General features: G+C 72.7%; 5 protein-coding genes. 2 read left to right on the forward strand and 3 right to left on the reverse strand.

The genetic code is table 11. The features are described from left to right. Positions 1–35: 35 nt before the first annotated feature. Entirely contained in the window at positions 36–686 is a 651-nt protein-coding gene (locus tag ACWGQ1_RS16850) for an MIP/aquaporin family protein (RefSeq protein WP_136029723.1), read from the reverse strand. A gap of 254 nt (positions 687–940) precedes the next feature. Between ACWGQ1_RS16850 and ACWGQ1_RS16855 the strand changes: the two genes are divergently transcribed. Together ACWGQ1_RS16855 and ACWGQ1_RS16860 are read left to right on the forward strand one after the other, a co-directional pair. After that, on the forward strand, positions 941–2,296 hold the full coding sequence (locus ACWGQ1_RS16855) for an amino acid permease (RefSeq protein WP_452313408.1): 1,356 nt from the start codon (positions 941–943) through the stop codon (positions 2,294–2,296). Beyond that, on the forward strand, positions 2,283–2,504 hold the full coding sequence (locus ACWGQ1_RS16860) for a multidrug transporter (RefSeq protein ID WP_136029719.1): 222 nt from the start codon (positions 2,283–2,285) through the stop codon (positions 2,502–2,504). The genes ACWGQ1_RS16855 and ACWGQ1_RS16860 overlap by 14 nt, the downstream gene beginning before the upstream one ends. A 62-nt stretch (positions 2,505–2,566) precedes the next feature. Here the strand turns inward: ACWGQ1_RS16860 and ACWGQ1_RS16865 are convergent, their stop codons facing one another. Both ACWGQ1_RS16865 and ACWGQ1_RS16870 read right to left on the reverse strand, forming a co-directional pair. Then, complete coding sequence (locus ACWGQ1_RS16865; RefSeq protein ID WP_452313409.1) at positions 2,567–3,337, reverse strand: glucose 1-dehydrogenase; 771 nt, start codon at positions 3,335–3,337, stop codon at positions 2,567–2,569. Further along, entirely contained in the window at positions 3,334–3,948 is a 615-nt protein-coding gene (locus tag ACWGQ1_RS16870; RefSeq protein WP_452313410.1) for a nucleoside/nucleotide kinase family protein, read from the reverse strand. Before ACWGQ1_RS16870 ends, ACWGQ1_RS16865 begins: the two co-directional genes overlap by 4 nt. Positions 3,949–4,110 lie beyond the last annotated feature (162 nt).

Raw genomic sequence — 4,110 nt, forward strand, 5'->3', positions numbered from 1 at the left:
CCCCCGAGGGGATGCGGCGCTCCGGTGTCACGGTGTCACTCGGCGGCGGCGATCTTCTTCGCGTCGTCGGTGTTGAGCACGCGGAACAGCACCGCGGCGATGATCGCGCCGACGGCCGGGGCCACGATGTAGAGCCACAGCGAGCTCCACGCGAAGTGGCCGCTGACCGAGAGGCCGAGGGCCACGGCGGGGTTGAAGCCGCCGCCCGAGATGGAGCCGACGGTCGCGGCGCCGATGAACACGGTGGCGCCGATCGCGAGGCCGTAGAACGAGTTGCCCGCGGTGTCCTTCGACGTGGCGGAGTTCAGCACGACCCACACGAGGATGAGCGTGAACAGCGCCTCGACCAGGAACGCCGGGCCGACCTCGATCACCATGGCCTTGTCGCCCGCGGGCCAGACGGCGAGCGCGGCGAGGGCGGCGAGCGCGCCACCCACGAACTGGGCGATCAGGTAGGCGATGAAGTCGGCGACGCTGAGGCCGCCGCGGAGGAAGACGCCGAGCGAGACGGCGGGGTTCAGGTGAGCGCCGGAGATGTGGCCCGTGGAGTACACGAGCACCATCAGTGTGAAGCCGATCGCGAGCGGCGTCAGCGGGCTGCCGCTGTTGACGGCCGCGATGATCGCGAGGACGAAGAGGAAGGTGGCGATCGCTTCGGCGATGGCCTTCCGCGGTGTACCGGTCATGAGTGTGCCCTTTTCTGTGGAACCGAAGGCGGCCACCCCGTCCGCTCGGCAATTCGTAGCCGACGACCCGCCTTGCGGCACTGAGGATAGCGGCCGCGGTGGGCCGGGAGGCGGAGCCGCGCGGTCTTTTCTGGGAAAACGCTGGACGGGGCGCTGTCGCACCCGAGGACGGTGCAAGGCCGAAGGCTTCGCGCATGCCCCGCACCCCTGTCAAGCCCGTCGCCCGCCGCCGCCCGCACCCCTAGCGTGCGAGCATGACCTCCCAGACTGCGCCCGCGACCGAGGCGCCCACCAAGCTGCGGCGCGCCATCACCGGCCCCCTGCTCTACGCCTTCATCCTCGGCGACGTGCTGGGCGCGGGCATCTACGCGCTCATGGGGGTGCTGTCGGGCAAGGTCGGCGGGCTGTTGTGGGCGCCCCTGGTGCTGGCGCTCCTGCTCGCGCTGCTCACGGCGGGCTCCTACGCCGAGCTCGTCACGAAATACCCGCGCGCGGGCGGCGCCGCGGTGTTCGCGGAGCGCGCCTTCCACAGCCCGCTGGTGTCGTTCCTGGTGGGCTTCAGCATGCTCGCGGCCGGGGTGACGAGTGCCGCGGGGCTGGCTATCGCCTTCGCCGGCGACTACCTCAGCACCTTCGTCGACCTGCCGACCATCCCCGTCGCGATCGCGTTCCTCGCGCTCGTCGGCCTGCTGAACGCCCGGGGGATCCGCGAGTCGATGGGCGCGAACCTCGTGATGACCGCGATCGAGCTCAGCGGCCTGGTGATCGTGATCGTCGTCGTCGCGATCTTCGTGGGCGGCGGCGGTGGCGACGTGTCGCGCGCGATGGCCGCGCCCGAGGGGTCGAACGTGGCGATCGCCGTGCTCTCCGGAGCCGTGATCGCGTACTACTCGTTCGTCGGGTTCGAGACCTCGGCGAACATGATCGAAGAGGTGAAGGACCCGCGCCGCACGTACCCGCGGGCGCTCTTCGCCGCCCTGATCACCGCCGGCGTCGTGTACGTGCTCGTGGGGCTCGCGAGCGCGATCGCCCTCCCGTCGTCCGAACTGCAGGAGTCCAGCGGCCCGCTGCTCGCCGTGGTGGAGGCCACCGGGGTGAACGTGCCGTCGTGGCTGTTCAGCCTCATCGCCCTCATCGCCGTGGCCAACGGCGCCCTGTTGACCATGATCATGGTCAGCCGCCTCACGTACGGCATGGCCGAGCAGAACCTGTTGCCGTCCGTGCTCGGACGCGTGCTGCCGAAGCGGAAGACCCCGTGGGTCGCGATCCTCACCACGACCCTCGTCGCGATGGGCCTCACGCTCGTCGGCGACCTGGCCACTCTGGCCGAGACCGTGGTGCTGCTGCTGCTCGTCGTGTTCCTCAGCGTGAACGTGTCGGTGCTGGTGCTGCGGCGCGACCGCGTGGAGCACGACCACTTCCGCGTGTGGACCTTCGTGCCGGTGCTGGGCGTCGGGTCGTGCATCCTGCTGCTCACCCAGCAGCGTGCGCAGGTGTGGCTGTTCGGCGCGGTCCTGCTCGCGGTGGGCGGGGTGCTGTACGCCGTGGCACGCTGGACGCGTTCCCGTTCGACGACCGACGACCAGAAGGAGCATCATGAGCACGCCTGACCACGACCGCACCGGCGACGACCGCGAGAGCTTCGAGGAGAACCGGCACGACCAGCTCACCTCGGCTCCCGATGCGACCGAGGCCGACGCCGCCCCCCGCATCGACGTGAGCGAGCACGACGGCACCACGCGCGTCGACATCCGCGACGACGCCGAGGTGCGCCCGGGCCCCGGCCCCGGCATGCCCGAGGCCGACGGCGAGGACTGACCCCGAACGTACGAACGCCCGCTCTCCTCCCCGGGGAGCGGGCGTTCGCGTGTGCGCCGCGATCAGAACAGCGTGTAGCCGCCGTCGACCACGAGCACGGTGCCCGACATGAAGCTCGCCGCGTCGGAGGCGAGGAACACGACGGACGGGCTGACCTCGCTCGGCGTGGCGTAGCGCTGCTGAGCCGAGTCCTCGATCCAGAAGCGGCGGAAGCGCGGCTCGTCCACCGGCGACATGTCGGTCTTGATGTATCCGGGCGCGACGGCGTTGACCCGCACGCCGGACGGGGCCCACTCCGCCGCGAGCGACTTGGTGAGGTGGTGCACCGCGGCCTTGGAGGCGTTGTACGCCGGCTGGAACTGCGGACGGTTCACGATCTGCGCCGAGATCGAGCCCACGTTCACGATCGACCCGGAGCCGCGGGCGACCATGTGCGCGCCGACGGTCTGCGACATCCGCCACAGGGCCGTGAGGTTCGTGTCGATCACGTGCGACCACTCGTCGTCGGTCACCTCGAGCGCCGGACGGTGGATGCACGCCCCGGCGTTGTTGATGAGGACGTCGAGGCGTCCGCCCGCGGCGTCGATGGCCTCGGCGGCGATGCGGTCGACCGACGCACGGTCGGTCAGGTCGCCCAGCACCACCCAGGCCCGGCGCCCCACGGCCTCGATCTCCGCCGCGGTCTCGCGTGCCGCCGCTTCGTCGCGGCCGTGCACGACCACGTCGGCTCCAGCCTCGGCGAGCGCGCGGGCGAACTCCCGTCCGAGGCCGCGCGTGGCGCCCGTGACGAGGGCGGTGCGGTCGGTGAGGGCGAATGTGTCCATGACGCTCATGCGTCGTCTCCTTCGGTCGGGGTGAGGATCGCGTCGGCCCGGTGGCGAGTCGCGCGGATGAGGTCGGCGTTGGGGCCGTCGACGTGGGTCGCCCAGGCGACGGCGTCGTCGTGGGAGCGGCCGTGGGCCTCGTGACGGGCGACGAGGCGGCGCACGCGCAGTCCGTCGGGCACGTCGAGGTACCAGACCTCGTCGAGCAGCGGGCGCACGCGCTCCCAGCCGCCCGCGTCGTGCAGCAGGTAGTTGCCCTCGACCACGATCACGCGGTCGGAGGCGGAGAGCGGGAGGGCGCCGGCGACCGCGGCGTCGAGGTCGCGGTCGAAGCGCGGGGCGAGCACGGCCTCGCCCGCGCGGAGTCGGGTGAGCAGGGCGGCGAAGCCGTGCACGTCGAAGGTCTCCGGGGCGCCCTTGCGGTCGCGCAGTCCGAGACGGTCGAGGTGCTCGTTGGCGAGGTGGAACCCGTCCATCGGCAGTACGGGCTGCCCCAGGGCGGCGGCGAGCGTCGACTTGCCGGCGCCGGGCGGCCCGACGACGCCGAGCAGGAACGGACGTGCGTCGCGGGAGAGCTCGCGCACCCGGACGGGGGCGTCGGCGGCGGTCAGTGCGCGCATCGGGGTCTTTCGGGGAGGGGACGGGCGGGGGCACGGGCCGGGGGGGGGGGGGGGGGGGCCCCCCCCCCCCCCCCCCCTCCCCCCCCCCCCCCCCCCCCCCCCCTCCCCCCCCCCCCCCCCCCCCCCCCCCCCCCCCCCCCCCCCCCCCCCCTCCCCCCCCCC

Source organism: Microbacterium sp. NPDC055599, assembly GCF_053618975.1.

Coding starts and splice junctions, on each gene's coding strand:
- ACWGQ1_RS16850 (WP_136029723.1), bottom strand. CDS start 686: ATGACCGGTACACCGCGGAAGGCCATCGCCGAAGCGATCGCCACCTTC.
- ACWGQ1_RS16855 (WP_452313408.1), top strand. CDS start 941: ATGACCTCCCAGACTGCGCCCGCGACCGAGGCGCCCACCAAGCTGCGG.
- ACWGQ1_RS16860 (WP_136029719.1), top strand. CDS start 2,283: ATGAGCACGCCTGACCACGACCGCACCGGCGACGACCGCGAGAGCTTC.
- ACWGQ1_RS16865 (WP_452313409.1), bottom strand. CDS start 3,337: ATGAGCGTCATGGACACATTCGCCCTCACCGACCGCACCGCCCTCGTC.
- ACWGQ1_RS16870 (WP_452313410.1), bottom strand. CDS start 3,948: ATGCGCGCACTGACCGCCGCCGACGCCCCCGTCCGGGTGCGCGAGCTC.